The organism is Acetobacter estunensis (genome assembly GCF_019083805.1).
In the GTDB taxonomy this organism is placed as follows: Bacteria; Pseudomonadota; Alphaproteobacteria; order Acetobacterales; family Acetobacteraceae; genus Acetobacter; species Acetobacter estunensis_A.
Window position 1 is genome coordinate 1 of the sequence record NZ_JAHRDV010000026.1, and the last position, 23,789, is coordinate 23,789.

A 23,789-nucleotide genomic window follows, 5' to 3' on the forward strand; every position below is an offset into this window, starting at 1 on the left:
CCCCATGGCTGCCCTCAGCGTTTTCCCGATCATCTCAAGGCAACCGTGCTGCAATGAGGCGGGAGGTTCGACATCCGAAACATCGAGGTTGGGCGGCTTGACACGGCGGCCTACGGACTGCGCCACGAGTTCACTGCACACCACCGCTTCAAGAAGCGGATTGCCTTCATGAATGGCGGCTCCATGAAAGCCGGTACACGCGCTTTCACCACACGCCCACAAGCCTGCAAGCGATGTCACCCCTTCCAGCGTGGCGCAGTCCGTAGGCCGCCGTGTCAAGCCGCCCAACCTCGATGTTTCGGATGTCGAACCTCCCGCCTCATTGCAGCACGGTTGCCTTGAGATGATCGGGAAAACGCTGAGGGCAGCCATGGGGCCGCTTCGTGATAAAGCGGGCCTCATACGGGCGATCTCGCAAATATCGGCTTTTGACGAGTATGACGATGGGGCGCTGGTGGCGCAGATGATGGTGTTGGGCGCTCTTGAACGGGAGGAAAGCCGGGGCGTGCAGGGGCGCACGGATTTCCCGTCGCGTGCGCCGGTCGCGCGTCACACGGAACTTACGGAAGAAGATGTCCGCAACGCGATAAAGAGCCTTCTGTTTCCCCAAGAACTGGAAGATGTGGGGGCTTTTGGTATGTCATTTGGGCCTGCGCCAGAGGCGAGTTGACGTGCTTCAGAAAAGCGACGCGAAGGAGCGTGGATCGGCCCATAGAGCGGTGAGAGGCGCGTCGTTGTGCAAGGTGCCAAGCGCCAGAAAATCGCTGTGTGCGAGTAATGCCGGGGGAATTAGGCCTGAATTCTGCTCAGGCAGATAATCGGTGACTACAGGAAGTTCCATCATTTCACGCCACCATTTTGGCAAAGCGAGGTCACTGTCCTGTGGCTGGTCTCCGAACGGCCCAAACGCCACATAATCTGCCCCACGTTCGCCCGCCTGCATGGCGAGGTCACGACTGAAGCCACAGGCGGCACCCAGTTGCAGATCGTTTCCCAAGGCCGCACGGGCTGCCGCTACCTGTTCCGCTGGAACATGGGCACCGTCGCAGCCCGTTTTGCGGGCCAGTTCCGGGAGACCATCCAGCATCAAGGCCATATCATGACGGTGTACGATGGTCCGCACGCGCTCGATCAACTGACTCTGCTGAGTGGGTGAGCCATCCTCCAGTCGCAGGCGGACGGCGGCGACCCGCAGGGCGGCCAACACGGTCTCGAAATCCGGCAGAGGCGTATTCGGACCTAGGCGCGGTGTGACGAGATAAAGTTCACAAGGCTCGGAGGCGGAAGGCGTGGAGGTCATGATCTGCCTGTCGTGAGCGATTAAATCGGAACGTATGGAGTGTGTGTCGTCGGCAGCTTTGCCTGTTACGTCAAGGTGCCGAGTGCTTTTCGGGCCTGTTCCAGCGTGACACACCCTGTCAGATCGCACGATACTGGAAGAAACGAGTGGACTTGCGCGCCAAGGGAAGCGGCCAGCAGGTGGACGGCTTTTGTCTGTGGCGAACGATCCGAAAACAGGATCTGTTTCTGGCCATGGCCGAGAGCGGCCACGGCATGTCCCGCAGAAGATCCGCAATTGAGGATATCGGCAAACGCAACGCTTTCGGTGCGCAGGGAGCGCATCATGGCCAGCCACCAAGGTGTGCCCATGAAAGCCGGGGTATTGGGCGGTGAAAGAAGGAGCGGAAAGAGGCCGCTTTCTTCTGCCGCATGGATTGCCATATGTGCCTGCGCAAGATTGGCCACCCGAAACAAAGTCTCACGCGGTTCTGTCTTCATTTCGGTGGACTGAATGGAAAAACGGGTGCGGATCATGCTTGACGTTCAGTCCCGTGCGGGTGATCTGTGGCCTTGGATTCCGAAATGACAAGGCGGAGAAGGTGTCGCACAGCAGCGAGGAAACAGGAACGGTTTCTCCAGCCGTGGAAGCAGCGGACAGGCTGCGTGTGGCTCTTGGGCGCATTGCGTTCGCTCTGGAGAAACACAAGGCTGAAGCCGCGCATGAGCCAGAACCTGTCGTTGTGACGGCCGGCCCCGATCTTGAAGCCGTGGTGGCCAGTGTGGACGCATTGATGCTGGATGTGCGCGGTATTCTTGCAGAGGCGTCTCTTGAGGAACACACATCGTCGACCGACTCGCAGCCGGTTCCAGAAGAAGATCCGTATGGCGATGACGCTCAACAGGACTCTGCCGTGGCGCATGACGCGGAAGGAGAGGGCTGACGCATGCCCCAGATGACCGTACGCATCAATGGCTATGCCTATCAGATCGGCTGTGAGCAGGGGGAAGAGCGCCATCTTCTGGCCATGGCGCAGGAAGTGGACAAGCGCGTGGCGCGTGTCCGGGCGCTCGGTTTCAGTGGTGAATCGAAGGTGCTGGTGCTGGCGGCTCTGCTGATGGCCGATGAACTGTCGGACATGGTGGCGGAGAAGCTGTCATCAGGAACGCAGGATGCGCTGATCGCGGGTGAAAAGGCCGAACGGGAGAACCATTATCTGCGCGAGCAGTTGGCAGTTCTGGCGGATCGTGCGGAAGTCATTGCGGACGCCATTGAAAACGCCTAGATATGGTGAGGGGCTGCCAGGTGCGTCAGGCAATTTCATCCCCTGGGCCGATAAGCACTTCCTCGGGAGCTGGCGCTGTCCTGACCGTGGTCAGGGTATTTCCGGCACCCACCTGCACTAGCAGGTCCTGGAGGTTGTAAAGACCAACGGCCATGGTGGCTCCATTTTCCTCTTTTCCTGTTCTTCTCGATGCATGACACGTCTGATATCGCAGCTGTGAAACAACGGTTGCGTCTGCGTCTTGCCACTGCACGCGGTGTAGAGGCCGATGTGTCGGACATACTTTGCGCGCGTCTTCTGGAAACGGTTGAATCGCAGGAAGGCGAGCGTGTGGCCTGTGTCTGGCCGCTGCCCGGTGAAGTGGATTTGCGGCCGCTCTGTGGATATCTGCATGCGCGGGGGCGCGAGATACTTCTTCCCGAGACGACCCCAAAAGGAACGCCACTCGTTTTTCGACAGTGGGTACCGGGACAGCCGATGAAAGAGGGGCGTTTCGGGACATTGTATCCCGATGGGCCTGTCGAAAAGCCCGATCTGATTCTGGTGCCTCTTCTCGCGTTTGATCGACGAGGACACCGGCTGGGATATGGCGGGGGGTATTACGACCGCACATTGGCCGCCTTTCCTCACGCTTTGCCTGTCGGCTATGCCGCGTCATGGCAGGAGGTGGAAGCGGTTCCCACCGGCCCTCATGACGTGCCGCTTCCCATGATCGTTACGGACCGTGAGACCATTCTCCCCGCAGTGGGATGAGAAGGACGTTGTATTTTTACGGGAAAAGAGTGCCCGTTTCAGGAGAATGATGTGAGACTGTTGTTTCTGGGGGATATTGTCGGGCGTTCCGGTCGTGACGCCGTGACCGCCCGTGTGCCTGAACTAAGAAAGGTGCTCCGGCTGGATCTGGTCATTGCCAATGCCGAGAATGCCTGCCACGGCTTCGGCCTTTCTCCCGGAATTGCCCGTGATCTGATGGAGGCCGGGGTCGATGTGATGACTCTGGGCAACCACGCTTGGGACCGGCGTGATCTGATTGGGGAAATCGATGGGCTGCCGGCCGTCGTCCGGCCGGTGAATTTTCCTCCGGGCACGCCGGGGCAGGGAAGCACGGTCGTGGCGCTGGCGGATGGACGCAAGATTCTGATCGTCAACGTCATGGGGCGGCTGTTCATGGACGCGATGGACGATCCGTTTCGCCTCACGCTGGACGTTCTCTCGCGGCATCGGCTGGGTACGACGGTTCAGGCTGCTGTTGTGGATGTACATGCCGAGGCCAGCAGCGAGAAATGGGCGATGGGCCATGTGCTGGATGGCAAAGTGTCGCTGGTCGTGGGAACGCATACCCACACCCCCACCGCCGATCACCGCATATTGCCCGGTGGCACGGCGTTTCAGAGCGATGCAGGTATGTGCGGTGACTACGACAGCATTATCGGGATGCAGAAAGATGCGGCTGTCAGCCGTTTCGTGCGCAAGATGCCGGGAGAGCGCCTGCAACCGGCCGAGGGACCGGCTACGGTGTGCGGCCTTCTGGTCGAGACGGACGATGCAACCGGCCTCGCCCGGCGTGTGGCGCCGCTGCGTCAAGGTGGCATGCTCTCCCAGACACTGCCGGATTTCTAAGGCGGGTTTAGCTTGGAGAAATGATACCCACGCGCAGCCCCGGTTCTCCGATGAAAGTGGAAGGACCGGTGTGAGAGAGTTCAAGCGCCGTATCGAGCCAGACCTCGCCCCCGATATCGCGCCAGCGTTTGCAGAACGTGAAGTCCTCGCTGAGATAGGTGCTGGTCTCGGGATCGATCATGCAGTCGAACAGGGCATAGGCATCGTTGGCATGAACGGACGCTGAGTTTTCCTGCCCCACTGGCGCGTCGATCCGGCGATAGCGTGTTTGAGGATAGGCCTCGACCATGCGGGCAATGGCGCTGCGGCTGATCAGCATGAAGCCGGTCCCGGCATAACCGGCTTTTACGAGGCCCCGGTCGGTCGGAGTGGGCATTGCCTGTTCGTGCAGGGACTCGCTCTCGCCCACGTAGCGCAGGGAGGCGGTGCGGGCGGGTTCTCCCCGTCTGACCTGGGCATCCGTCAGCTTGTCCCAGTAACGGTCCTTGAGCGGATAAAGCCCGGCCACGACATCTTTTCCATGAGCCATGAGTTGAGGCAGCGCCTCCGGTCCGAAGCCGATGTCACTGTCCACAAACAGGATATGGGAGGCGGTGCTCTGGGCAAAAAACTGATGCAGGAGCGTGTTGCGTGAGCGCGTGATAAGCGCGTCGTTCCCCACCATCGAAAGCGTAAGTTCGATGTCGTGCATCTGAGCCGTTCCCATGCATCCGATGATGGACTGCATGTAGGTCTGGGTCACCACACCCCCGAAGCAGGGAGTGGCGATGAACACATGGGAGGATGGGGAAGAATCGTTCACACCGATGGCCTTGTCTGTTCGGGCCATTGTGGGAACACGGCATTGCTATTCGTTTAATAGGCTGCCTGGCAGGGGCGTGTTCTCAGTCGGTGATGGTGTCGAAGCCGTTTTCCGGTGGCAGGGCACGCGGCTTGCGCTTGTCGTCTATGGCGACGAACGTGAACTTGCCCTGTGTCACCTTGCGGCGTTCGTTGGTGTTGCGTGCTCGGCGCCATGTCTCGACATGCACAATGATCGAGGAACGGCCTGTCTGCGTGATCTTGGTGTAGATGCTCACTTCATCGCCCACCACAACTGGCTCATGGAAGATGAAGCTGTCGATGGCGACCGTCACGCAGCGTCCCTTAGCGCGGAAAGCTGCGGCCGTTCCTGCCGCAAGATCCATCTGTGAGACCAGCCAGCCGCCGAACACATCGCCTGCCGGGTTGGTGTCGGTCGGCATGGCCACCACGCGGATCGTGGGGATGACTTCGGGAGGATAAGGATTGGACATCGGCACGTAGGCATTCCTGACAGGCGATCTCCGCTTTCCCGGCGGTGGGAGATCGGGGTGACCGGAGCGTTCCCAGTCTAGCTTTCTTGTGGAGCCCGTGACAGCCCCATTGGTTCACACGTCTCAGCGACGAATGAGGATATAGTTGATGGTGACGTCCAGATCGAAGTGATCGCCGGGCACATTGGGTGGCACGGGTGGGAGTTGTGCGGCGCGGAACATGCCTGTTGTCGCAGCGTCCAGAAGATAGGATCCGGACTGGTTGGTCAGGCGCACAAAGCGGACACGGCCGCTGCGGTCGATCACCACATGCACCGAAGACGGTCCTTCTTCCCCGTTTTCCGCCGCTTCCTCGGGATAATACATATGACGGCGGATCCAGCGATCCACGTCTTCGCTGTAATCGTCGCTCACGCCACGGGTGGTTGTGCGCGTGGCATAGGGTGCGTTCAGTTTGCCGTTGCTGACCATCGGACCGATGGAGAGATCAATCGGGCCACCACTGCCGCCGGTGCGGCCCTGTCGCTTTGCGCGTGGCGGAGCGGAAGACTGATCGAGTGAAAGATTTGTCAGCGAATCGAACGGCGAAGGCGCGCGCTGGGGGCGTTGCGCGTGCTGCATCGACTGGCGGTGCGGGGCCTGCTTGGTCGTCTTGCGGCTGCCCTGTCCGGTGTGGTTGGCGGCGGGTGTGATGGGGGCGGCCTCATTCGTGGGTTTGGGGAAGCTCTCGTTGGATGAGGCTTCCGGAATGGGGGGAGCCGCCGGCGTTTCCGCCGTGGGGCGGGTAGCTCCTTCCGAGTCTTCGGCCTGTTCGGGCTGGCTCTCGCTGCTCTGGGAGGACTGGGCGGCCTGATTGCCTCCGGCCGCGTCATCCGAGTGTTCGCCCTTCATACCGCTTTCTGCGGGGGGGGTGACGAACATCATGTCCACGGCGCCGGTTGCCTCCGCCTGCGGATTGCCGCGCGGCTGGTGATGGGCGGCGAGCCATGCCGCGACGGCGAAAAGCAGCGCATGCAGAGCCACCGACACCAGCAGGACGCTCATGATGTCGGGATCGGCGATGATCTGACGTGGCGTCAGCGCGGTGCGTGCTGCTCGGAGACGGCGATATCCGGCACTGACCGGCACAAGAAGACCGGCGCCCAGACGGGGGCGGTCCGTGTCCATCTCGACGGGTTGCCGGGGCGGGGCCGTACGAGGTGTATCACGGGTGGGGAAGAGGACGGGGTCCTTGCGATTCCCCTGCCGGGCGGAAGGCCTGTTCTGCGCCGTCATGAGGTGGAATCGGTCTCCGTGCAGGGGAGGGCGAAATCATCGCGTTTCGCGACGCATACAACCTGCCACTCCGCAGGCGCGGAAGCCACCCGGCCAATGCTGTCCGAATGTAACAGGCTGAGCGGAAAACGAGTGTCGATCATGCGCCGCCATGATGGCGATGCCGAAATCCGGCGGCTTCCGCAACATGGTGACGCAGGATTGTGTCATTTCCTTCCAGATCGGCAATCGTTCGTGCCACCCGCAGCAGACGGGTGAAAGCGCGGGCTGACAGACGCAGGCGTCGCGCGACATCGGTGAGGAGCGCACGCGCCGCGTCGTCCAGCGCAAAACCGTCTGGAGAGGCCTCGGCGTTACGGACAGTCTGGCCTCGCGCAGCCTGTCGGGCACGGGCGGCTGCCACGCGCGCGGCGATAGGGGCGGTGGGCTCCCCTGGCGGAGCCGTCATCATCTCGACAGGGGAGAGTGGCTGCACATCGACCCACAGATCGATACGGTCGAGCAGCGGTCCTGAAATGCGGCCTACATAATCCTCTCCGCAGCGAGGGGCTTTACGACATGCACGGCTGGCGTCACCCAGATAGCCGCAACGACAGGGATTCATGGCCGCGACAAACTGGAAGCGCGCGGGGTAGGTCACGTGCACGGCGGCGCGTGCGATGGACGTTTGCCCGGTTTCGAGAGGCTGACGCAGGGATTCGAGTGTCTGGCGCGAGAATTCGGGCAGTTCGTCCAGAAAGAGGATGCCACGATGGGCAAGGCTGATCTCACCCGGCTTGGCGCGTGCGCCGCCTCCGACCAGTGCGGGCTGGCTGGCGGAATGATGCGGATCGCGGAAAACGGGCCGCCGTCCCGGAGACATCAGCCCGGCAGCGCTATAGATGCGTGTGACTTCAAGGAATTCAGCGGCAGTCAAATCAGGCAGAAGGCCGGGAAGCCGGGCCGCGAGCATGGATTTGCCCGAACCGGACGGTCCGCACAACAGGATCGAGTGACCGCCCGCCGCTGCAATCTCCAGCGCACGGCGGCCAACTTCCATTCCTTTGACGTCAGCCATATCGAGACCGTCCGGTGCCGCCTCTGGCAATGCCGTCAGGTCCGGTGGAGAGAGAACCTGCTGGCCCCGGAAATGGCTGACAAGCGAGGACAGATCGGGAGCCGCGAGAATGTCGGGATTGCCGCCATAGAGAGCCTCGGTGGCCTGCACGGCAGGGCAGATCAGGCCAAGATTCATCGCGGCGGCTTCAAGAGAGGCGGACGTTACTCCCGGAACGCGGTTGATGCGGCCATCGAGAGAAAGCTCCCCAAGGGTAGCGTAGCGTCCAATCTCTTCGATGGGCAGCACATCCATAGCGCAGAGCAGGGCAAGCGCCATGGGAAGATCGAAATGCGAGCCTTCCTTGAGCAGGTCGGCCGGGACGAGATTGACGAGAATACGCTTTGGAGGAAGGCCGAGCCCCATGGACGTCAGCGCCGCCCGGACGCGCTCGCGGGCTTCTCCCACGGCTTTATCGGGCAGGCCGACGATCAGGAACGCGGGCAGACCGTTTGCGATCTGGACCTCGACCCAGACCGGCACGGCTTCGATGCCGGAAAACGCGAAGGCGCGGACTCGTGTGTTGATCATCGCCTTCGCGTCGGATTGTGGGCGTCAGTGCCCCTGATAGAGCAGACGTGCGCGGATGGTGCCCGGCAGCTTGCGCAGTTCTTCGAGCAGACGCTCGTCTTTGTCCGTGTTGTTGCCACCTGTCTCGGCGTCGATCACCACGTAGCCGACCTCTCCGTCCGTCTGGAGATACTGGGCCGTCACGTTGCAGTTTTCACGTGAGAAGATGTCGTTGAGCTTCGACATCGCCCCCGGAAGGTTGTGGTGGACGTGCATGAAACGGGTGCCACGCGGGCTTTGCGGAAGTTGCACGCCGGGAAAGTTCGTCGCTCCCAGCGTCGCGCCCACATCGGAGTATTCCACCAGCTTGCGCGCCACTTCCACGCCGATGCGCTCTTGCGCTTCCGCCGTGGAGCCGCCGATATGCGGGGAGAGAATGACGTTATCCAAGCCCTGAAGCGGCGAGTTGAAGCGCTCGTTCGGACCCTTGGGCTCGACCGGGAACACGTCGATGGCAGCGCCGAGGAGATGTCCCGATTTCAGGGCCGCGGCGGCGGCATCGAGGTCCACGACATTGCCGCGCGCGTTGTTGATGAGGAACGATCCGGGCTTCATCTGCGCGATCTGCTCGGCGCCGATCATGTTCTTTGTGCTGGGGAGCTGCGGCACATGCAGGCTGACCACATCGCTTTCACCCAGCAGCGTCTCAAGACTGTCGCAGGCGGTCGCGTTGCCGTGGCCGAGCTTGTCCACCACATCGTAGTAGATCACGCGCATGCCGAAGGCTTCGGCCAGAACGGAAAGCTGGGAGCCGATGGAGCCATAGCCCACGATGCCCAGCGTCTTGCCGCGCACTTCCCAGCTATTGGTGGCGGACTTGTTCCACAGACCTTCGTGACAGCCGACCGAACGCGGGAAGATCCGGCGCAGCAGCATCACGATCTCGCCCATGACGAGTTCAGCCACCGAACGGGTGTTGCTGTAGGGAGCATTGAACACCGGAATGCCATGTTCGCGCGCGGCTTTCAGATCCACCTGATTGGTGCCGATGCAGAAGCAGCCGATGGCGAACAGACGATCCGCGCTTTCAATCACCTCACGGGTGAGCTGGGTGCGTGAGCGGATACCCACGACATGCACACCTTCGAGGGCGTGGCGCAGGGCCTCGCCTTCGAGGGCGCCCTTGTGACGGGTGACATTCTCATAGCCGCTGGCCTTCAGAAGGGCGACTGCGCTGTCATGCACGCCCTCGAGGAGCAGGATGCGAATCTTGTCTTTCGAGAGAGAAAGATGAGGAGTCATGCGTTTTGCTCGTGACTGTTGCAGCGGCCCCTGCGCCAAAGGCCAGTCTGGTTGGCACGGCGCACCCGGATTTTATCCGGAACGGCCCTTAGCCGCAGAACGCGGCATGTCTCCAGGCTGCGATCGGTTCTGGCTTCTCGACCGGCGGGAGCGGCTCCATAGCACGATTTCCCCAAAGCGGAAATTCAGAGGCCGCTTTTATGTTTTCAGGCAGGCAACGGCCGCATCCAGAAGGGTGGCGTCACCGACAGCCAGAACGGTTCCGTCCCCATCGGGGCGGAGAATCTGACCGTTCCAGTCGGTCACACGGCCACCCGCGCCTTCGATAACCGGCACGAGGGCGGCCCAGTCCCAAGGCTTCATGGTGCATTCGGCAATGACGTCGATATGGCCAAGCGCAAGAAGACCGTAGGCGTAGCAGTCACCGCCCCAGCTTACGCGGTGGACGGCGGCCTTGAGCTTTTTCCATGTGGGACGAGGTGCGTCTTCCAGCATTTCGACGGCTGTGCAGGACAGATCGGCCTGCGCCAGACTCGCACAGGTCCGGGTGCGAATGACATGCGGCGCGGCAAGATTGCCAAAACCGGGACGAAACAGGGTTTCGCGTCCGGCAACACCAACCCAGCGCTCGCCGGTGATGGGCTGGTCGATCACGCCAATGACAGGGGTGCCTGCGTGCGAGAGGGAGATCAGCGTGCCGAATGTCGGGCGGCCTGTGATGAAAGCCCTTGTTCCGTCGATAGGATCGAGCGTCCATTGCCAGTCGGAGTTGCCCGCGTGCAGCCCGAACTCCTCACCCAGAATGGCATGGTCGGGATGCCGCTCGGCCAGCACGGCGCGCATAACTCGCTCGGCCGTACGATCCGCGATGGTAACGGGACTTTCGTCCGCCTTGTCATCAATGCCGACAGAGGTGCGAAACCACGGGCGAATGACGGTTCCCGCGACATCCGCCAGAGCATTGGCCGTAGCCGCGAAGGTATCGAGATCGTGCGACATAACGAGGCTCCGCTCAGAAAGGAGAAAGAATCAGCTTCGGTCTTTCAGCCACGCGATGATATCGGCCCGATCCGCAGCGGAGGGCAAGCCGGGAAACGACATGCGGGTTCCGGGCGCAAAGGTGGCGGGATCACGAAGCCAGCGGTTGAGAGCGGCCTCATCCCATGTGCCGTTTTGCGAGTGAAGCGCCTGTGAGTAGGGATAGTCCGGGAGAGAGCCGATCTTGCGGCCGAAGACGCCTGCCAGTTCGGGGCCGACACTGTCCTTTACGCCGGGCGTAAGCGAATGACAGGCTGCGCAGCTTTCGGTGGCGAGAGTCATGCCACGGTTGGGGTCACCTGCCGGAAGAGGTGTTACGTCCTCTTTCTGTGAAGATGCGGCCTGTGCCGAAGAGGTGGCTGAGAGAGGCGGGATGGCCAGCGCTCCCCCCATCCAGGAGACGCCCATTGCGCAGGCGACAAGAAGAAGAGCGAATGCGCCGCGATTGGCAGTCGAAAAGTCCATTTTTCTCCGCATGTCCGCAAGAAGGCCGACAGGCGGCACGGCGGACGCTGTTGCGTAGGTGTGACGTCTTTTCTAGAGTGCGCTGCGCTTCCTGTGAAGCCGCCGGCGGTTTTGCGCTGTTTCCTGCCGGCTGACGGTGTTTCGCGACCTTTTCTCATGGCTTCTCCCCTTATCCTGATCCCGGCCCGCATGGCGTCCTCCCGGCTGCCCGGAAAGCCGCTGGCGGACATCGCCGGACGTCCGATGATCCTTCATGTTGTGGAGCGGGCGCAGCGCGCGGGAATCGGACGTGTGGTCGTGGCAGCGGCCGAGGTCGAGATTGCGGATGTAGTGCGCAGCGCAGGAGGGGAGGTTGTGCTTACGCCACCCGATCTTCCTTCCGGCTCGGACCGTGTGCATCACGCGGCGCGTGACATCGACCCGCAGGGACGACACGACATCATTATCAACCTTCAGGGCGATCTGCCGGGGCTCGATCCGGCAACCCTGCAAGCCGCACTTCGTCCATTGGATGACGCAGCCATAGATATCGGCACGTTGGTGTCGCCCATTCGGGACGCAGAGGAAGCGGGCACCGACTCTGTGGTGAAAGTCGCGTGTGCTTTTGCTCCAGAGGCGCAGACGGCCCGGGCGCTTTATTTTTCTCGCGCCGTCATTCCATGGGGCGCGGGAGAATTGTGGCACCATATCGGTGTCTATGCATGGCGGCGCTCTGCGCTTGAACGGTTCGTGGCCTTGCCCGAAGGGTTGCTCGAACGACTGGAAAAGCTGGAGCAGTTGCGCGCGCTTGAAGCTGGTATGGTCATTGGTTGCGCGCGGGTGGCGCAGGCGCCGTTCGGTGTGGACACTCCAGCCGATCTGGAGCGCGCGCGGCGCATGTTGGGAGGTGTGTCGTGACCGGCACCGTAATCGGCCCCGTTCCGGGGCGCATTGCGTTTCAGGGGCGTCCGGGCGCCTATTCCGATCTTTCGTGTCGGACAGCCTATCCGGGGTGGGAAACCGTGCCGTGCGCAACCTTTGCGGATGCTATTGCCGCGGTGCATGACGGACGCGCGGATCTGGCCATGCTTGCTTGCGAAAACAGTCTTGCGGGGCGCGTGCCGGACATCCATGCGCTGCTGCCCGACTCGGGGCTGCACATCGTGGCAGAGCATTTCCAGCGTGTGGAACACTGTCTGATGGGGGTGCCCGGCACGACCATCGAGCAGGCAAAGCGCCTGCATACGCATCCCGTGGCGCTGGCGCAGGTGCGGGATCTGATCCGCGATCTGGATCTGACCCCCGTTGCGGAGTTCGACACGGCTGGGGCTGCGGAGATGGTGGCCCAGTGGGGACGCCCCGAGGATGTGGCTGTGGCCTCAGAGTTGGCGGCCGAGCTGAACGGATTGGAAATCCTGCGGCGCAATGTGGAAGACGCCACGCACAACACCACGCGGTTTTATGTGGCGGCCCGGGAGCCTTTGGCCGTTTTTGACGCAGGCCCCGTTATGACTACGGTGCTGTTCAGCGTCCGCAACGAGCCTGGTGCTCTCTACAAGGTGCTGGGTGGTTTTGCGACGAACGGGGTGAACATGACGCGGCTCGAGAGCTACATGCTTGACGGATCGTTCGCGGCCACCCAGTTCCTGCTGGACGTGGAAGGGCAGCCTGACCGTCCGGGCCTGAAGCAGGCTCTGGCGGAACTTGAATTCTTTTCCGCGCGTTTCAGCATCCTCGGTGTCTATCCCCAGTCTCCTTTCCGGTTGCACGCGCAAAAAGCCGCGGCCTGACAGGGCCTCGCTTTCGTGGCATACCAACGCCACATTCAGGACGTCGCAGCGTCGGATCACAAGAAGAAGAGCCTCATGACCGAAGCCATGTTCACGGGGGCGATCACGGCCCTCATCACACCGATGAACCGCGATGGCTCCCTCGATCTTTCGTCCTTCGACCGTCTTGTCGAGTGGCAGATTGCTGAGGGAATCTCGGGTCTGGTGCCTGTTGGCACCACGGGCGAAAGCCCCACGCTTTCCCATGCTGAGCATCACGAGATCGTCGAGCGCACGGTGAAAGTCGCCTCCGGTCGTGTGCCGGTGATTGCTGGCGCTGGCTCCAACAGCACGGCGGAGGCCATCGATCTGGCGAAGCACGCCGAAAAGGCGGGGGCATCGGCGGTGCTGGTTGTGGCGCCCTATTACAACAAGCCGACACAGGAAGGGCTCTACCAGCATTTTGCCGCCGTGGCCGATGCGATCAATATCCCTGTCGTGCTCTACAATATTCCCGGGCGCTCGGTGGTGGATATCTCTGTCGAGACGATGGCGCGACTGGCCAAGATCGGCAACATCGTGGGCGTGAAGGATGCGACCGCCAATCTGCTGCGTCCGTTGCAGGTGCGTCATGCCATCAAAGGGCGGCATTTCAACCAGATTTCGGGCGAAGACGGGACGGCGGTCTCGTTTCTTGCGGCAGGTGGCGACGGTTGCATCAGTGTGTCGTCCAACGTCGCGCCTGCGTTGTGTTCCCAGATGCAGACAGCTTGGCGGGAAGGCCGCACGAAGGATTCCATGGCGCTTCAGGATCGGCTGCTACCGCTGCATGACGCTATGTTCTGTGAGACAAGTCCGGGTCCGGTGAAGTTCGCGGCATCGCTTCTTGGTCTGTGTGGCGAACACACCCGCCTTCCTCTGGTGCCGCTTTCCGAACCCGCGCGTCAGGTTGTGCGTCTGGCTCTGACGGATGTCGGGATTCTGGGCTGATCCATGGCAAAAGGAAGCAAGAAAGCGTCCGGCATGATTTCGCACGGCATTGCCGCGCAGAATCGTAAGGGACGTTTCAACTATACGATTCTGGAAACTGTCGAGGCCGGCATTGTGCTCAAGGGACCGGAGGTGAAGAGCCTTCGCCTTGGACGGGCGACGATTACGGAAGCATATGCGGCCGAACGCAATGGAGAAATCTGGCTCTTCAACAGCTTCATTCCTGAATATCAGGGTGGAGTTCTCTCGCGTTTCGATACCAAGGCACCGCGCAAACTGCTTCTGCACGCCCGACAGGTGACGCATCTGCTCAACGCCGTGGCGCGGGAAGGGGCATCGCTCGTGCCACTCGACATTCATTTCAATGAACGCGGGATGGCGAAGGTGACGCTCGGGCTGGGTGAGGGGCGCAAAAAGGAAGACAAGCGCCACGCGATTGCCGAGCGGGACTGGCAACGCGACAAAGCGCGCCTGCTGCGTAACAAGGGAAAGGGCGACTACTAAGTCGCTTTTTTCTTTTGTGTGAATGACAAAAAACGCCGCGAGCCTGAAAAAGCTGGCGGCGTTTTCTATTCATGAACACGTCCCGAAAGGAACGTGTTCATGACAGGAGTATCGGGATCAGTCGACCGAAACGGCAGCGGCTTCCGGACCCTTCTGGCCCTGCACCACCTTTACGTTGGTCACCTGACCTTCGTTCAGACCCTGAATGCCGGAACGCTCAAGAGCGGAAGCATGGACGAAGATGTCCTTGCCGCCATGATCCGGCGTGATGAAGCCGAAACCCTTGGTGGCGTTGTACCACTTCACGGTGCCACGGACTTCCTCGGCTGACGACATGTCAGGCGCGGGACGGGGTGCGCGACCACCACCGAAACCGCCCGCACGCGGGCCAGCACCGAACTGGGCGCGAGGACGCTCCGGCTGCGCCGTGCTCTCATCGACGGAGATCACTTCTGCGACCTGACGGCCCTTCGGACCCTGTCCGATGCGAACCATGAGAGTGGCGCCGGGGCTCACGCTGTCGTGGCCTGCCTGCGAAAGGGCGTTGGCGTGCAGGAACACGTCTCCGCTACCATCGGCGAGTTCGACGAAGCCGAAGCCCTTTTCGCTATTGAACCACTTTACAGTGGCTTCAATTTCCGGACCCGTGGCGACGACCTGAAGGCCACCACCGCCAGCCGGGCGACGCGGGGCAAAGCCCCCACGGTCTCCACCGAAGGGGGCACTGTTCCCGCGGTCATACTGCGAGGGGCCGCCGCCCATAAAATCATCGTCAAATCCGCCGCGGCGGGGAGAGCGGGAGCTGCGGTCGGTTCTGTTACTTCTCAAGGGTCTTGATCCCGAAGTCTGGCGGCGCCATGTGCCACCTGTGAAAGCAATTCCGGGTCGGGAAAACTGAGCCTCTGGTGAAGCCCTGTCGAGACATGCAATGTCTCGTCCTGGTGGCCGGTATCCTGAAAGCCTGCTGGCGTTTCAGAACGTTCCTACCAAAGCATAAGCGATTGGCCGAAAGCTACAGTCTTTTTGGTATTTCGGCTGTCCGCGAGATGAATTTAATGAAAGATCGGGGCAAAAAGGAGGAGGGAGAGACTTTCTTGAGCTTTTCCCATCACAGAATGCGCCCCTGAAGACGATAAGGGGCGCGGATGAACGAAACGGCAGTTGACGCGCCCTCCGAGACAAGACCACACCGGATGTCAGAGGATGTGGGACGGGGAGTGTGAGCGTGCAGACAGCCAGTCAATCATCGGCAGTGAGAAACAGCCGGACGCTTGTGATGGCTGCCATGCTCGTGGGAACGGTCCTCGCCCCAACAGCGCGCGCCACGCCCTTACAGGACGATCAGAACACATGGACCCTTCAGGGGGAGAACGATGCGGTCACGACGCTGAAAGGCACGTCGGATCAGTATTATACCAGTGGGCTGCGCTTCAACTGGACTTCCCGAACCGATCATCTTCCCGGACCGCTGGCGGCCGTGAACCGTTTTGTGCTCGGCCGCGGCATGCAGCGTGTGAGTGCGGGAGTGCAGCAGCTTATCTTCACACCTTCCGATACTCAGACCGCGACTCCATCTTCTCGCGACCGGCCTTATGCTGGCGTGCTGCTGGGTACGCTCAACCTCATCAATGACACGGATCTTTCACGCAGCGTCTTTGGAATCCAGATGGGCGTGATGGGACCAGCTTCGGGCGCGCGCCAGCTTCAGAACGGTTTTCATGGCGCGATCGGCGACACGCAGAATCTCGGTTGGCACCATCAACTCAAGAATCAGATGATCTTTCAGGTGCAAATGGGGCGCACATGGCGTCTGCCGCTGGGAAATATCGGGGGTGCCGATGGCATTTCCTTTGATATGTTGCCGTCGGCCTCTGCGCGCGCGGGTGATTACCGGATTGCCGGCACGTTGGGTGATACGTTTCGTATTGGACAGGGGCTGGACAGTGATTTCGGGGTTCCCACGATTGGGGCGGGAACCGATGGAACGGATGCCTATAAAGCCACCCGCATGGTGCCGTGGTATATTTTTGGCGGCGTGAGTGGGGACGCGGTGGCCTATGATGCCACGTTGCAGGGCAACACCACTCTGAAAAACTCACCCCATGTGGATAAGAAGCCGGTGGTGGGCGAGATTCATGCGGGTGTGGCCGTCATGTTCTACGGCGTGCGTATTTCCTACAGCCAGGTCTGGCAGACACAGGAATTCACAACTGCACGCTCGGGGCTTTTCAACTACGGTTCCCTCAACGCATCCGCGAAATTCTGATCCTGACGGGAAATTACCCATCAGTAGGCACGGGCAGGCAAGAGCGTCTTACCGTGGTGGTTGCACGCTAGGTCGCCCGATAAGGTAGCCTTGGATTTCCTCGCATCCGTGAGCGTCGAGGAAGCCGAGTTGTTCCTCCGTTTCCACGCCTTCGGCGCAGCAACTCATGTTCAGCGCGTGGATCATGTAGATGGTGGAGCGGAGAATGGTTTCCACTCGGCTGTCGCGCCCAAGCCTGCGAATGAACACCCGGTCGAGTTTGACCTGATCGAATGGATAATTCGTCAGCTTTTCCAGCGCCCCGAAGCCCGTGCCGAAATCATCCAGCACCAGTCGCACGCCCATGGCCCTGATACGAGCCAGTTCCTTGCGAGCGATATCGGGCCTGCCGAACCCACTTCGTTCTGACAATTCGATCTGAAGCCGTGCCGGTTCAAGGCCACTCTTTTCGAGCGCGCTTCCGATGCTGGCGGCCACCCGCTCCGTTTCCAGCCAGCTTGGTGAGACGTTGATGCTCAGACCAAGGGGTTGTGTCCATGTGGTGGCCTGCTGGCAGGCGTGATGCAACACCCATGTGTCGATGTCTTCAATAAGGCCGGTGCTCTCGGCGCAGTCGAGGAAGACAAGCGGATTAACCTCTCCATGGCCATTACGGTCCCATCGAACCAGTGCCTCAAACGCAACGACATGTTCCGTGGCCGTTTCCAGGACTGGCAGCCAGTTGAGGCGAAAATGTCCTTCCGCGATGGCATGCCGCAGATCGCCTTCCAGTCCGACACGTTCGGCATGCACTTTTCCAATTTCGGGGGCCACGCGATTGATCCGCGTGCCACCGCGTTGCCCACGAATTCCGGCCAGAGCGGCATTGGCAAAACCGATCAGTGTGTCGGTATCGGGTGCATCGAAAGGGAAGGCGGCCCATCCGATATGAGGTTCCAGCGGAAAACTGTTTTCCGGGCGGCTGTGAGCCGCTTCCATGCGTGTCACGATGGTGGTGGCCAGTTCGTTGGCGGCTTCCACGTTCTGCTGTTCGAGCGGGACAACAACGGCGAAACTCCCGCCACCGAGATGAACGGTAAAGCAGGAATCGGGCGCGGTTGCGTGCAGGATATCGTGCGCCTGTCCGATCAGGGCGTCAGAGACAGGCCAGCCGTCGCTGTCGTTGATCGGACCGATCCGGGCAAGGTCGATGCGCAGGAGAGCCAGAGGTGTGGCTGTGGAGATGCCGGGGCTTGTGATGCGCGTGTCGAGATAGCGCATGAGATCGGCTATGCCGGAACTGCCCGGCACAGGTGGCCGAAGACCGCTGACGGCCGGAAGAGAGAGACTGGCCAACCGCGTCAGGGCGGAGGAAGGAAAGGGCTTCTCTGAGCGGTTGAGGCAAAGAAGCAGCGGAGAAGAGCCGTCTTTCTTTTCTCGTAGGGGTTTGCAGACCCATGCGCTGAATTCCCCGACTTTTTCAGAGAACTGTCCCGCTTTTACACCATTGCCCGCAGCTAACTGGTCAATGGATGCGTCCATCGCCTCTTTCAGTTGTGCGAAAGGGGGCAGGCGCACAGGTTTCGAATGAGACAGAACGACCGGCTGTTCATCCTGCTCCACTGAGCCGACCACACACGCCACGTCACAGGGGAGAAGCTGTGCTGCGCAGCGGACAAGCAGGGTGAGCAGCGGCCCTTCATCGGTGGGAAGAGAAGATGTGTCGTTCATGCCGCGCCAGCCGTTCTATGGTCATGGGAGACGTCACGGAGAGGGAACTCGTCCTGCGCGGCGTCATACGCACAGGTGGTAGCAGGCGGCTGTAAATGGGGCCTTAATTGGACCGCGCACATCAAAGTGTCGCATGATTGCGCCGGGTTCGTGCCGGCAATCACGATTGAATGGCAAGCGTGAAATTGTCCTTGCCGAACAGGCAGAGCAGCATGATCAGACGTTCTGGCGGAGTGCTATCAGCCGGAAATGTCTGCAATTCCAGTTCCGCGGTCTGGCGCGCCAACACGATCAGATCGGAGAAATCCGCGTCCTCATCATCCGATGTGGCCAGTCGGAAACCCGGAAGGCCGGACTGCCTGCGGCCGGTGGCATCGCCTCCTCCGCGCATACGAAAGTCCTCGTCCGCGATCAGAAACCCGTCCTCGGTCTCCCGCAAAAGCGCCAGACGCTGTTTGGCGACAGCGCCTTTCTCGCTGCCATGGAGAAGCAGGCAGTAAGACTGATCCGCGCCGCGCCCGACGCGCCCTCGCAACTGGTGCAACTGGGCCAGCCCGAAGCGTTCCGCGTGCTCGATCACCATCACGGTGGCCTGCGGCACATCTACACCCACTTCGATCACAGTGGTGGCCACAAGCACGCGGCTGCGGCCTGCGGCAAACTCGGCCAGTGCGTTTTCACGCACCGCGATGTCCTGCTGTCCATGCGCCAGCGCCACGTTCACTCGCGGGCCGAAATGTTCCGCGAGAGCCGCATGCCGTGCTTCGGCAGCGGCAATGTCGAGCGTCTCACTTTCACTGACGAGCGGGCACACCCAATATATGAGCGCGCCGGAGGCCAGCGCCCGGTCTAGCCCTGCCAGCACGGCCTCGAAAGCGTCCAATCCATGTACAGAGGTGTGGATCGGCTTGCGACCGGCAGGTTTGGCGTCCAGACGGCTCACGTCCATCTCGCCCCAATGAGCCAGAAGCAGCGTGCGGGGGATGGGGGTTGCGGTCATGACGAGCATGTCCACGCATTTCCCTTTCTGACCAAGGGTCTGCCGCTGTCCCACGCCGAAGCGGTGCTGCTCGTCCACTACGGCGAGCGCGAGGTCGTGATATTCCACTGCGTCCTGCACTAGTGCGTGCGTGCCCACTATCAGAGAGGCCGAGCCATCCGCGATAGCTGTGAGTGTCTCTTTGCGCGCCTTGCCACGTACGGAGCCGGAAAGGAATACGACGGGCACGGGTGAAAGGCGCTCGAAAGTGGCGAAGTGCTGGCGGGCAAGGATTTCCGTGGGGGCCATGATCGCGGCCTGAGCGCCAGCTTCTGCGGCCCGCAGCATGGCAAGCAGCGCCACCATTGTCTTGCCTGCGCCGACATCGCCCTGAAGCAGCCGCACCATGCGGCGTGGGGCGGCGAGATCCTTGTCGATCTCATGCAGAGCGCGTTTCTGGGCATCGGTCAGAGTGTGACCGAATCGGCGCAGGGCTTCGCGCTGGAGGTGGCCGTCGCCTTTGAGGGAGCGGCCCGGCCGTGAGCGGTTGGCGCGGCGGGCGAGCAGAAGCGCAAGCTGGGACGCCAGAAGTTCGTCAGCGGCCAATCGTTCGCGGGCGCGGCGACGTGCGGTGTGCCACTCATTGCCCTGCAGAAACTCCGGCACATCGCCCGGAAAATGGGTCCATAAAAGGGCTGTGCGGAAGTCGGGCCATTGGCGGCGTCTGACCACGCTTTCGTCCTGCCATTCGGGCAGATCGGTGGGCAGCAGCGCGAACGCCTTGCGCATGGCGGACCGGACCTGCCCGGCAAACAGGCCGGCGGTCAGCGGCCAGACCGGATCGAGAAGAGGGATTTTCTCTCCCGAAGCGGCAAAGAAATCGGGCGTGCTGATGACGGGGTGGCCGCCAAACATGTCCACGCGTCCCGACACCAGAACCTTGCTGCCCACCACAGCCTTGCGGCCCTGCCAACGCGAGAAAAAGGCCACTTCAAGCGTGCCGGTGTCATCTTCCAGCATCACGCGCCATGGCTGGCGACTGTTGGGAGCGGGTGAGACGACACGGCCGATGGTGGCGTCCACAGTCGCAATGGTGCCGGGCACCACCTCGGCCAGTTTCGGTCGGCGCCTGCGGTCTGTCACGCTTTCAGGCATGTGAAACAGCAGGTCGATGATGGCCCGTCCACCTGTCACCTTTGCCAGTAGTTTTGCGGTGGCGGGGCCCACACCGGGAAGAGTGTCCAACGGGGCGAGAAGAGGGGCGATGGCGGACGGGACCGGAAAAGGCCGTGGCTCAGCTTCCAGGCGCGCAGGACCGTCCTGCGATCCCGATTGCGGGAGCGGTCTGGACACGGAGGGCGCAACGGCCTTTCTTGTCGGGTTGGCAGGCATCGGCCACAAGGCTTACAGGACAGGCGCGCCATGGAACAGAATGAAAACGCATCTTCTGCCCCAACGGGGAACGATCACGCGGAATCGCTGGAGGCCCGCCGCCGTCGGCTCATCTTCCGCGCCCAGCATCGCGGCACGTTCGAAACCGACATCCTGATTGGCGGTTTTGTGGACCGGCATGTGAATGGGATGAATGCAGAGCAGGTGGCGGACATGGAGCACGTGCTCCAACTGCCCGACCCGGATCTGACGGACTGGCTGTTCGGACGGCTGCCCATCCCCGAAGAGAAAAAAACGCCCATGCTCGTGGCGCTGGTGGATGACGCGCTGACACGCATGGGCAAAAAAGAGGCGACGGCCTGAGTGCTTTTCCACGCCCTCGCCGTAGTGAATCAGGACGAACGGACACATCATTGATGGACGCAGACGTACGCACCGCCACACGCGCCACCACCATCTGGGGCGCGCCTGAAGGATTCGACGGACTGCTGCTGGCGCGGCGTGCGCGGGAACATAAAGGCCCGCTGCTGCATGTCGCGCGTGATGATGCCGCTCTCTCCCGTCTGGGCGAAGTGCTGGACTATGTGGGGGAGGGCGTGCAGGTTCTGCGGTTCCCCGCGTGGGACTGTCTGCCGTACGACCGCGTTTCACCCAACCCCGTCATTATCGCGGAACGGGTGGCAACCCTCACGCGATTGCTCGAACCTGTGCCGCCTGCGGGCCGTATTGTGCTCACCACTCCGTCCGCGCTCATACAGCGTGTGCCGCCACGCGAAGCGTTTCGCGGCCAGTCGCTCGACATCGTGCAGGGCGAAAGTCTCGATCAGGCGTTTCTGATCGAATTGTTGATCGCCAATGGTTACACCCGTACAGACACGGTGATGGAGCCGGGTGAGTTCGCTACGCGCGGCGGCATTTTCGATCTTTTCCCGGCCGGTCAGGCAGAACCTGTTCGGCTCGACCTTTTCGGGGACGAAGTGGAGAACATCCGCAACTTCGACCCCGGCACACAGCGTTCCACCGGGCATGTGAAATCTCTCACCATGCGGCCCGTGTCCGAGTTTTCGCTCGACCCGGACAGTATCTCGCGATTTCGCAGCGCGTGGCGCGATCAGTTCGGTCCCGCTGCGGCCAGCGACGCGCTGTATGAGCACGTCAGCGATGGGCGTCGCTACACCGGCATCGAACACTGGCTGCCGCTGTTTCACACCGAGATGGAAACGCTGTTCGACTACATGCCGGACGCGGCCCTCTCGCTCGATCATCAGGTGGACGAGTCTCTTGCCGCCCGGTTCGAGATGATTGCGGACCACTATCAGGCGCGCCGCGAACCGACCCGAGAGGGTGAGACGCCGTATCGCGCGCTGCCGCCACACCTCCTTTATCTCGATCGCAAGGGATGGGACGCGGCGACGTCCCGGCTGCCGATCATGCGGTTTAGTCCCTTCGCCAAACCTGATGGCGCGGAGGGGGTCGACGCGGGCGGTCGTCCCGGTATCCTGTTCGCCAAGCTGACGCTGCAGGGTGAGCGTGAAAAAGTCTTCGCGCTGGTAGAGGATTACGCTCGGCAATGGGCCGAAACCAAGCGTCGCTGTTACATTGCAGCGTGGACGAAAGGTTCGCGCGAGCGCATCCGCACGTTGTTCATGGAACACGGCATTCCGGTCGAGACGTTTGACGACTGGAAGACCGCGCGTCGCATGAAACCGGGCCCGGTCGGCCTGCTGGTGTTCGGTATCGACCGTGGTTTTGTGGGTGACGATCTGGCGCTGGTGTCCGAGCAGGATCTGCTGGGCGAGCGCATTGGTCGGCCTGCACGCAAGCGCCGACGTGCAGATGAACTGATCGCGGAGGCGGGTGAGATCACGGAAGGCGATCTCGTGGTGCATCAGGATTACGGCATCGGGCGCTATGACGGGCTTGAGACCGTCAGTGTCGGCGTGGCGCCGCATGATTGCCTGCGCCTGCTCTATGATGGCGGCCAGAAGCTCTACCTTCCGGTGGAGAACATCGAACTTCTGAGCCGCTTCGGCTCCGATCAGGCCGGTGTTGCGCTCGACAAACTGGGCGGTGTCGCGTGGCAGAGCCGCAAGGCGAAGATGAAGGAGCGCATCCGCGATATGGCGGGCGCGCTGATCCGCACCGCCGCCGCTCGCGCCCTTCTTGAGGCTCCCGCCTTCATGACGCCGGAAGGCATGTGGGAAGAGTTCTGCGCCCGCTTCCCCTTCGTGGAGACGGACGATCAGGCGCGCGCCATTGCGGATGTGGTGGAAGACCTTTCCTCCGGCCGGCCGATGGATCGTCTGGTGTGTGGCGATGTGGGCTTTGGCAAGACCGAGGTGGCGCTCAGGGCCGCATTCATCGCCGCGATGTCAGGCGTGCAGGTGGCCGTCGTGGTGCCGACCACGTTGCTGGCGCGGCAGCATTTCCGCACATTTGAGACACGATTCGAAGGTTTTCCCATCCATGTGGCGCAGCTTTCACGCATGGTCACGCCTAAACAGGCGACCGAGGTGCGTAAGGGCATTGCCGATGGTAGCGTCAACATTGTGATCGGCACACACGCGCTGCTTGCCAAGACGGTGAAATTTGCCGATCTCGGGCTGCTCATCATTGATGAGGAGCAGCATTTCGGCGTCTCCCACAAGGAGAAGCTCAAGGCGCTGCGTGAAGGCGTGCATGTGCTGACGCTCTCCGCCACACCGCTGCCGCGCACGCTTCAGCTTTCGTTCTCCGGTGTGCGTGAAATGAGCCTGATCGCCACGCCGCCAACCGACCGTCTGGCTGTGCGGACTTTCATCATGCCGTTCGACAGTGTGGTGATCCGCGAAGCCATCCAGCGCGAGCGTTTCCGTGGTGGACAGACATTCTGTGTGGCGCCACGCATTGAGGATCTGGACCGCTTGGCCGAGCGTCTGGCCGATATCGTGCCGGATGCGAAAGTGGTGAAAGCGCACGGGCAATTGTCCGCGACCGAGCTTGAGCGTGTGATGACGGAGTTCGCGGACGGGAAATACGATATCCTGCTTTCCACC

General features: G+C 61.6%; 25 protein-coding genes and 1 other RNA gene. 13 read left to right on the forward strand and 13 right to left on the reverse strand.

The window, feature by feature from the left end:
• A partial coding sequence (locus KUA11_RS16445) for an FAD-binding protein (protein ID WP_217412053.1) occupies positions 1 to 279 on the reverse strand: 279 nt, incomplete at its 3' end.
• Positions 280 to 343: 64 nt separating this feature from the next.
• On the opposite strand from KUA11_RS16445, the gene KUA11_RS16450 reads away from it, so the two are divergent.
• Positions 344 to 670, forward strand: coding sequence for a hypothetical protein (locus tag KUA11_RS16450; protein ID WP_217412055.1), 327 nt, complete (start codon positions 344 to 346; stop codon positions 668 to 670).
• Positions 671 to 676: 6 nt separating this feature from the next.
• Here the strand turns inward: KUA11_RS16450 and KUA11_RS16455 are convergent, their stop codons facing one another.
• Both KUA11_RS16455 and KUA11_RS16460 read right to left on the reverse strand, forming a co-directional pair.
• Positions 677 to 1,300: a thiamine phosphate synthase gene (locus KUA11_RS16455; RefSeq protein WP_217412057.1), complete on the reverse strand. Its 624-nt coding sequence runs from the start codon at positions 1,298 to 1,300 to the stop codon at positions 677 to 679.
• A gap of 65 nt (positions 1,301 to 1,365) precedes the next feature.
• Positions 1,366 to 1,815, reverse strand: a complete 450-nt coding sequence (locus tag KUA11_RS16460; protein WP_217412059.1) for a hypothetical protein — start codon at positions 1,813 to 1,815, stop codon at positions 1,366 to 1,368.
• A 2-nt stretch (positions 1,816 to 1,817) separates the two neighbouring features.
• Between KUA11_RS16460 and KUA11_RS16465 the strand changes: the two genes are divergently transcribed.
• The 5 genes from KUA11_RS16465 to KUA11_RS16485 all read left to right on the forward strand — a co-directional run bounded on the left by KUA11_RS16465 (position 1,818) and on the right by KUA11_RS16485 (position 4,184).
• On the forward strand, positions 1,818 to 2,222 hold the full coding sequence (locus KUA11_RS16465; protein ID WP_217412061.1) for a hypothetical protein: 405 nt from the start codon (positions 1,818 to 1,820) through the stop codon (positions 2,220 to 2,222).
• Between the two features lie 3 nt (positions 2,223 to 2,225).
• On the forward strand, positions 2,226 to 2,564 hold the full coding sequence (locus KUA11_RS16470) for a cell division protein ZapA (RefSeq protein WP_217412063.1): 339 nt from the start codon (positions 2,226 to 2,228) through the stop codon (positions 2,562 to 2,564).
• Between the two features lie 7 nt (positions 2,565 to 2,571).
• Positions 2,572 to 2,730: non-coding RNA, 6S RNA (gene ssrS / locus KUA11_RS16475), on the forward strand.
• A gap of 23 nt (positions 2,731 to 2,753) precedes the next feature.
• Entirely contained in the window at positions 2,754 to 3,317 is a 564-nt protein-coding gene (locus tag KUA11_RS16480) for a 5-formyltetrahydrofolate cyclo-ligase (protein ID WP_217412065.1), read from the forward strand.
• 51 nt (positions 3,318 to 3,368) lie between these two features.
• The gene (locus KUA11_RS16485; RefSeq protein ID WP_217412066.1) at positions 3,369 to 4,184 is read left to right on the forward strand and encodes a TIGR00282 family metallophosphoesterase; all 816 of its coding nucleotides are present in this window, start codon (positions 3,369 to 3,371) and stop codon (positions 4,182 to 4,184) included.
• 7 nt (positions 4,185 to 4,191) lie between these two features.
• Here KUA11_RS16485 and KUA11_RS16490 read toward each other — a convergent pair whose 3' ends face one another.
• From KUA11_RS16490 to KUA11_RS16520, 7 genes are all read right to left on the reverse strand, one after another.
• Positions 4,192 to 4,986, reverse strand: coding sequence for an ANP1/MMN9/VAN1 family protein (locus KUA11_RS16490; RefSeq protein ID WP_217412068.1), 795 nt, complete (start codon positions 4,984 to 4,986; stop codon positions 4,192 to 4,194).
• Between the two features lie 82 nt (positions 4,987 to 5,068).
• Entirely contained in the window at positions 5,069 to 5,485 is a 417-nt protein-coding gene (locus KUA11_RS16495) for an acyl-CoA thioesterase (protein ID WP_166313294.1), read from the reverse strand.
• 117 nt (positions 5,486 to 5,602) lie between these two features.
• On the reverse strand, positions 5,603 to 6,754 hold the full coding sequence (locus tag KUA11_RS16500) for a TonB family protein (protein ID WP_217412070.1): 1,152 nt from the start codon (positions 6,752 to 6,754) through the stop codon (positions 5,603 to 5,605).
• A 139-nt stretch (positions 6,755 to 6,893) separates the two neighbouring features.
• Positions 6,894 to 8,381, reverse strand: coding sequence for a YifB family Mg chelatase-like AAA ATPase (locus KUA11_RS16505; RefSeq protein ID WP_217412072.1), 1,488 nt, complete (start codon positions 8,379 to 8,381; stop codon positions 6,894 to 6,896).
• Between the two features lie 24 nt (positions 8,382 to 8,405).
• The gene (gene serA, locus KUA11_RS16510) at positions 8,406 to 9,662 is read right to left on the reverse strand and encodes a phosphoglycerate dehydrogenase (RefSeq protein ID WP_217412074.1); all 1,257 of its coding nucleotides are present in this window, start codon (positions 9,660 to 9,662) and stop codon (positions 8,406 to 8,408) included.
• A 198-nt stretch (positions 9,663 to 9,860) separates the two neighbouring features.
• On the reverse strand, positions 9,861 to 10,661 hold the full coding sequence (locus KUA11_RS16515) for an inositol monophosphatase family protein (protein WP_217412075.1): 801 nt from the start codon (positions 10,659 to 10,661) through the stop codon (positions 9,861 to 9,863).
• A gap of 30 nt (positions 10,662 to 10,691) precedes the next feature.
• Complete coding sequence (locus KUA11_RS16520) at positions 10,692 to 11,165, reverse strand: c-type cytochrome (RefSeq protein ID WP_217412077.1); 474 nt, start codon at positions 11,163 to 11,165, stop codon at positions 10,692 to 10,694.
• Between the two features lie 156 nt (positions 11,166 to 11,321).
• On the opposite strand from KUA11_RS16520, the gene KUA11_RS16525 reads away from it, so the two are divergent.
• The 4 genes from KUA11_RS16525 (at position 11,322) to smpB (ending at position 14,407) form a co-directional block, all read left to right on the forward strand.
• Positions 11,322 to 12,062, forward strand: coding sequence for a 3-deoxy-manno-octulosonate cytidylyltransferase (locus KUA11_RS16525; RefSeq protein WP_217412079.1), 741 nt, complete (start codon positions 11,322 to 11,324; stop codon positions 12,060 to 12,062).
• Positions 12,059 to 12,934, forward strand: coding sequence for a prephenate dehydratase (locus KUA11_RS16530; protein WP_368041050.1), 876 nt, complete (start codon positions 12,059 to 12,061; stop codon positions 12,932 to 12,934). The genes KUA11_RS16525 and KUA11_RS16530 overlap by 4 nt, the downstream gene beginning before the upstream one ends.
• Before the next feature lie 75 nt (positions 12,935 to 13,009).
• Positions 13,010 to 13,903, forward strand: coding sequence for a 4-hydroxy-tetrahydrodipicolinate synthase (gene dapA, locus KUA11_RS16535; RefSeq protein ID WP_217412081.1), 894 nt, complete (start codon positions 13,010 to 13,012; stop codon positions 13,901 to 13,903).
• Between the two features lie 3 nt (positions 13,904 to 13,906).
• Positions 13,907 to 14,407 (forward strand): SsrA-binding protein SmpB, encoded by a 501-nt coding sequence (gene smpB / locus KUA11_RS16540; protein ID WP_166313301.1) that lies wholly within the window; start codon positions 13,907 to 13,909, stop codon positions 14,405 to 14,407.
• Positions 14,408 to 14,524: 117 nt separating this feature from the next.
• On the opposite strand, the gene KUA11_RS17755 is transcribed toward smpB, so the two are convergent.
• Complete coding sequence (locus tag KUA11_RS17755; RefSeq protein ID WP_166313302.1) at positions 14,525 to 15,235, reverse strand: cold-shock protein; 711 nt, start codon at positions 15,233 to 15,235, stop codon at positions 14,525 to 14,527.
• 448 nt (positions 15,236 to 15,683) lie between these two features.
• Here KUA11_RS17755 and KUA11_RS16550 point away from each other — a divergent pair, with 448 nt between their 5' ends.
• Positions 15,684 to 16,673, forward strand: coding sequence for a lipid A deacylase LpxR family protein (locus KUA11_RS16550; RefSeq protein ID WP_217412083.1), 990 nt, complete (start codon positions 15,684 to 15,686; stop codon positions 16,671 to 16,673).
• Between the two features lie 48 nt (positions 16,674 to 16,721).
• On the opposite strand, the gene KUA11_RS16555 is transcribed toward KUA11_RS16550, so the two are convergent.
• Both KUA11_RS16555 and recG read right to left on the reverse strand, forming a co-directional pair.
• Positions 16,722 to 18,383 carry a putative bifunctional diguanylate cyclase/phosphodiesterase gene (locus KUA11_RS16555; RefSeq protein ID WP_217412085.1) on the reverse strand — a complete coding sequence of 554 codons (1,662 nt, stop codon included), beginning with the start codon at positions 18,381 to 18,383 and terminating at the stop codon, positions 16,722 to 16,724.
• Positions 18,384 to 18,543: 160 nt separating this feature from the next.
• Complete coding sequence (recG, locus tag KUA11_RS16560; protein ID WP_254455006.1) at positions 18,544 to 20,667, reverse strand: ATP-dependent DNA helicase RecG; 2,124 nt, start codon at positions 20,665 to 20,667, stop codon at positions 18,544 to 18,546.
• Between the two features lie 117 nt (positions 20,668 to 20,784).
• Here recG and KUA11_RS16565 point away from each other — a divergent pair, with 117 nt between their 5' ends.
• Both KUA11_RS16565 and KUA11_RS16570 read left to right on the forward strand, forming a co-directional pair.
• Complete coding sequence (locus KUA11_RS16565; RefSeq protein WP_217412088.1) at positions 20,785 to 21,117, forward strand: succinate dehydrogenase assembly factor 2; 333 nt, start codon at positions 20,785 to 20,787, stop codon at positions 21,115 to 21,117.
• A gap of 53 nt (positions 21,118 to 21,170) precedes the next feature.
• The coding region (locus tag KUA11_RS16570; protein ID WP_217412090.1) for a transcription-repair coupling factor at positions 21,171 to 23,789 on the forward strand (2,619 nt) is incomplete at its 3' end.

What these genes read in the sequence shown, in the direction of transcription:
- smpB (WP_166313301.1), top strand. Translation starts at nt 13,907, where the DNA reads ATGGCAAAAGGAAGCAAGAAAGCGTCCGGCATGATTTCGCACGGCATT.
- KUA11_RS16460 (WP_217412059.1), bottom strand. Translation starts at nt 1,815, where the DNA reads ATGATCCGCACCCGTTTTTCCATTCAGTCCACCGAAATGAAGACAGAA.
- KUA11_RS16450 (WP_217412055.1), top strand. Translation starts at nt 344, where the DNA reads ATGATCGGGAAAACGCTGAGGGCAGCCATGGGGCCGCTTCGTGATAAA.
- KUA11_RS16500 (WP_217412070.1), bottom strand. Translation starts at nt 6,754, where the DNA reads ATGACGGCGCAGAACAGGCCTTCCGCCCGGCAGGGGAATCGCAAGGAC.
- KUA11_RS16515 (WP_217412075.1), bottom strand. Translation starts at nt 10,661, where the DNA reads ATGTCGCACGATCTCGATACCTTCGCGGCTACGGCCAATGCTCTGGCG.
- KUA11_RS16525 (WP_217412079.1), top strand. Translation starts at nt 11,322, where the DNA reads ATGGCTTCTCCCCTTATCCTGATCCCGGCCCGCATGGCGTCCTCCCGG.
- KUA11_RS16555 (WP_217412085.1), bottom strand. Translation starts at nt 18,383, where the DNA reads ATGAACGACACATCTTCTCTTCCCACCGATGAAGGGCCGCTGCTCACC.
- KUA11_RS16565 (WP_217412088.1), top strand. Translation starts at nt 20,785, where the DNA reads ATGGAACAGAATGAAAACGCATCTTCTGCCCCAACGGGGAACGATCAC.
- KUA11_RS16470 (WP_217412063.1), top strand. Translation starts at nt 2,226, where the DNA reads ATGCCCCAGATGACCGTACGCATCAATGGCTATGCCTATCAGATCGGC.
- KUA11_RS16520 (WP_217412077.1), bottom strand. Translation starts at nt 11,165, where the DNA reads ATGGACTTTTCGACTGCCAATCGCGGCGCATTCGCTCTTCTTCTTGTC.
- serA (WP_217412074.1), bottom strand. Translation starts at nt 9,662, where the DNA reads ATGACTCCTCATCTTTCTCTCTCGAAAGACAAGATTCGCATCCTGCTC.
- KUA11_RS16505 (WP_217412072.1), bottom strand. Translation starts at nt 8,381, where the DNA reads ATGATCAACACACGAGTCCGCGCCTTCGCGTTTTCCGGCATCGAAGCC.
- KUA11_RS16455 (WP_217412057.1), bottom strand. Translation starts at nt 1,300, where the DNA reads ATGACCTCCACGCCTTCCGCCTCCGAGCCTTGTGAACTTTATCTCGTC.
- KUA11_RS16480 (WP_217412065.1), top strand. Translation starts at nt 2,754, where the DNA reads ATGCATGACACGTCTGATATCGCAGCTGTGAAACAACGGTTGCGTCTG.
- dapA (WP_217412081.1), top strand. Translation starts at nt 13,010, where the DNA reads ATGACCGAAGCCATGTTCACGGGGGCGATCACGGCCCTCATCACACCG.
- KUA11_RS16550 (WP_217412083.1), top strand. Translation starts at nt 15,684, where the DNA reads ATGGCTGCCATGCTCGTGGGAACGGTCCTCGCCCCAACAGCGCGCGCC.